The sequence below is a fragment of the Kitasatospora sp. NPDC088346 genome (genome assembly GCF_044740765.1).
In the GTDB taxonomy this organism is placed as follows: domain Bacteria; phylum Actinomycetota; class Actinomycetes; order Streptomycetales; family Streptomycetaceae; genus Kitasatospora.
The window spans coordinates 1-4,427 of record NZ_JBIURH010000129.1; the positions used below are offsets into that span (position 1 = coordinate 1).

Consider the following 4,427-nt stretch of genomic DNA (forward strand, 5'->3'; position numbering starts at 1 on the left):
GCCGGCGCCCTCACCCTCGACGACGGCGCCCGCGTCGTCGCCCTCCGCAGCAAGGCCCTGCGCCGCCTGGAGGGCAAGGGCGGCATGGTCTCGGTCGGCCGGCCGCTGCCGGTGGTGGAGGAGTTGATCGCGCCGTGGGGCGAACGGCTCTCGGTGGCGGCCGTCAACGGCCCGTCGGCGGTGGTGGTCTCCGGCGAGGCCGCGGCGCTCGCCGAACTGCTCGCGGAGTGCGAGCGGCGGGAGGTCCGGGCCCGCACGGTGCCGGTCGACTACGCCTCGCACTCCGCGCAGGTCGAGCTGATCCGTGCGGAGCTGGCGGAGCTGCTGGACGGGCTGCGCCCGGTGGCCGGGCGGGTGCCGCTGTTCTCCACGGTGACCGGCGACTGGCTGGACACCGCCACGATGGACGGCGGCTACTGGTACCGCAACCTGCGGCAGACGGTGCGCTTCGACACCGCCGTGCGGGCGCTCGCCGAGCAGCGGTACCAGGTGTTCCTGGAGGTCTCCCCGCACCCCGTGCTGACCCTGCCGGTGCTGGACGGCGCGGAGGCCGCCGGGGCGTCCGGCGTGCTGGCGACCGGCTCGCTGCGGCGTGAGGAGGGCGGCCTGTCCCGGGCGATGGCCTCGGCCGGCGAACTCTGGGTGCGCGGCGTGCCGGTGGACTGGCCGGCGGTGTTCGCCGGCCGCGGCGGGGACCGCGTCGACCTGCCCACGTACGCCTTCCAGCGGCAGCGGTACTGGCTGGACGGCGGCAGCCGGGCGGGCGGGGACGGCGGGGGCGACAGCGCGTTCTGGCAGCTGGTCGAGGGCGGCGACCTGGCCGCGACCGCCCGCAGCCTCTCCGTGGACGCCGCCTCGCTCGGCGAGGTGCTGCCCGCGCTGAGCGCCTGGCGCCGGCAGCGCCGGGAGGGCGACGCGCTGGAGTCCTGGCGCTACCGCGTCCAGTGGCAGCAGGTGCCGCCGGCCGCGCCGGCCGCGCCGGCCGGCCGCTGGCTGGTCGCGGTGCCCGCCGGGTTCGGCGCGTCGGAGCAGGTCCTCGCGCCGGTGCGGGCGCTGGCCGAGGGCGGCGCGGACGTCCGGATCGTCGAGCTGACCGACCGGGAGGCGGACCGCGCGGAACTGGCCGGCCTGCTGGCCGGGGCCGTCGCCGAACACCCGGCCGGCGTGCTGTCACTGCTGGCCCTGGCCGACGCGCCGCACCCGGCGCACCCGGCGCTGCCGGCCGGAGCCGCGCTCACCCTGGCGCTGGTCCAGGCGCTGGGCGACCTGGGGGTCGGGGCGCCGCTGTGGTGCGCCACCGGCGGCGCGGTGTCGGTCGGCCTCGGCGACCCGCTGACCGCCCCCGAGCAGGCCCTGATCTGGGGCACCGGCATGGTCGCCGCGCTGGAGCACTCCGCCCGCTGGGGCGGCCTGGTGGACCTGCCGCCGGTGCTGGACGGCCGGGCACAGGCGGCGCTGCGCGCCGCACTGGCCGGCTCCACGGGCGAGGACCAGCTCGCGGTCCGCCCGGCCGGGCTGTACGCCCGCCGCCTGGTCCGGGCGCCCCGCCCGGCCGTACCGCGGCGCAGCTGGCGCCCGCGCGGCACCGTCCTGGTGACCGGCGGGACGGGCGCGCTCGGCCCGCACATCGCGCGCTGGCTGGCCCGTGGCGGCGCCGAGCACCTGGTGCTGCCCGGCCGGCGCGGCGCCGACGTCCCGGGCGCGGCGGAACTGGCCGCCGAGCTGGCCGAGTTCGGTACCCGGCTGAGCCTGCCCCGCTGCGACCTGGCGGACCGGGACGAGGTGGCCGCCCTGCTCGCCGGGCTGGAGGAGCGCGGCGACGCGGTCACCGCGGTCTTCCACGCCGCCGCGTACATCGAGCTGGCGCCGCTGGACGGGACACCGGTGGACTCCTTCGAGCGGGTCGTCGCCGCGAAGGCCGCCGGCGCCGCCCACCTCGACGCGCTGCTCGACCGCGAGTTGGACGCCTTCGTGCTGTTCTCCTCGATCGCGGGGGTGTGGGGCAGCAGCAACCACGCCGCGTACTCCGCGGGCAACGCCTACCTGGACGCGCTCGCCGAGCACCGCCGCTCCCGCGGCCTCGGGGCCACCACCGTCGACTGGGGGGTGTGGAAGGCCGCCAACCCGTGGGCGGCCCGCGACACCGTGGAGGACGCCGACTTCTACCGGGTGCAGCGGCAGGGCCTGCCGCTGATCGACCCGGAGCCCGCCGTCCTGGCGCTCCAGCAGGCGCTGGACGACGACGAGACGGTGATCGCGCTGGCGGAGGTGGACTGGCCGCAGTTCGCCGCGGTGTTCTCCTCGGTGCGGCCCAGCCGGCTGCTGAGCGGCATTCCCGAGGTCCGGGAGCTCGGCGCGCCCGGCGCCGCGCCCGCCGTCACCCCGGCGGCCACCGTGCTGCGCGGCCGGCTGACCGGTGTGCCGGAGGCCGAGCAGGGCCGGATCGTGCTCGACCTGGTGCGCACGCACGCCGCCGAGGTGCTGGGGCACGGTTCGGCGGCGGCCGTCCCGGCCGGGCGCGCCTTCCAGGAGCTCGGCTTCGACTCGCTGACCGCCGTCGAGCTGCGCAACCGGCTGACCACGGCGAGCGGACTGCGGCTCCCCGCCACGCTGGTCTTCGACTACCCGTCGGCGGGGGTGTTGGCCGAGTACATCCGCTCGACCGTGCTCGGCGAGCTCACCGGCCCGGCCGGCGCGCCGGCCGGCGCGGCCGGTGAGGCGGACGAGCCGATCGCCATCGTCTCGATGGGCTGCCGGCTGCCCGGCGGTGTCGCCACGCCCGAGCAGCTGTGGCAGCTGCTGGTCGACGGGGGCGACGCCGTGTCGGAGTTCCCCGACAACCGCGGCTGGCCGCTCGACACCCTGTTCGACCCGGACCCGGACCGGCCCGGCACCTCCACCACGCGGTACGGCGGGTTCCTGCACGACGCGGGCGACTTCGACGCCGAGTTCTTCGGCATCTCGCCGCGCGAGGCGGTCGCCATGGACCCGCAGCAGCGGCTGCTGCTGGAGACCTCCTGGGAGGCGATCGAACGGGCCGGCCTCGACCCGGTCGCACTGCGCGGCACCAGCACCGGCGTGTTCACCGGCGTCAACTACCAGGACTACGCGGCGGCGGTCGCGCAGTCGGTCGAGAACGAGGGTCACCTGCTGACCGGCAGTGCGGCCAGCGTGGTCTCCGGCCGGGTCGCGTACACCCTCGGTCTGGAGGGGCCGGCGATCACCGTCGACACCGCCTGCTCGGCCTCGCTGGTGGCGCTGCACCTGGCCGCCCGGGCGCTGCGTGCCGGGGACTGCTCACTGGCGCTGGTCGGCGGGGTCGCGGTGATGTCGACGCCGGGCGCGATCATCGGGTTCTCGCGGCAGCGCGGGCTCGCCGAGGACGGCCGCTGCAAGGCGTTCGCGGACGCCGCCGACGGGATGGGCATGTCGGAGGGCGCGGGCGTCCTGCTGGTCGAACGGCTCTCCGACGCGCGCCGCAACGGGCACCCGGTGCTCGCCGTGCTGCGCGGCAGCGCCGTCAACCAGGACGGCGCCAGCAACGGCCTGTCCGCGCCGAACGGGCCCTCGCAGCAGCGGGTCATCCGGGCCGCACTGGCCGACGCCGGGCTGAGCGCCGCCGACGTCGACGTGGTCGAGGCCCACGGCACCGGCACGACGCTGGGCGACCCGATCGAGGCGCAGGCCCTGCTCGCCACCTACGGCCAGGAGCGGCCGGATCATCTTCCGCTGCTGGTCGGCTCGTTGAAGTCGAACATCGGGCACACCCAGGCCGCCGCCGGCGTCGCCGGGGTGATGAAGGCGGTGCTGGCACTGCGGCACCGTACCGTCCCGGCGACCCTGCACGTCGACCGGCCGTCCACCAAGGTCGACTGGACGCAGGGCGCGCTGTCGCTGGTCACCGAAGCCTGCCCGTGGCCCGCACTGGACCGGCCCGCACGGGCGGGGGTGTCCTCGTTCGGGATGAGCGGCACGAACGCGCACGTCATCCTGGAGGAGGCGCCGGCGGCCGAGCCCACCGCGCCGCCGGCCGGGCCCCCCGCACCGCCCGCCGGCCAGGTCGCCGGCCCGGTGGCGTGGTTGCTCTCCGGCCGGACCGCGGCCGCCGTGGCCGACCAGGCCGAACAGCTGCGCGAGCACCTGGACGGCCGGGACGCCGACCCGCTGGAGGTCGCGCGCGCCCTGGCCGGGCGGACGGCGTTCGCCCACCGCACGGTGCTGGTCGGCGAACCGGACCAGGTACGGGCCGCCCTGGCCGGAGGCGCCGCCCACCGGGTGGAGGGCCGGGACGCCGGGGACGGGCGGACGGTCTTCGTGTTCCCCGGTCAGGGTTCCCAATGGGCCGGCATGGCCGCCGAACTCCTCGACACCCACCCCGTCTTCGCCGACCACATCACCGCCTGCGAACAAGCCCTCGCACCCCACGT

1 protein-coding gene is annotated in these 4,427 nt (G+C 77.2%); it reads left to right on the plus strand.

What is annotated here, in order from left to right; genetic code table 11:
• On the plus strand, nucleotides 1-4,427 hold a 4,427-nt coding region (locus tag ACIOFR_RS41815; RefSeq protein WP_401006019.1), incomplete at both ends, for an SDR family NAD(P)-dependent oxidoreductase.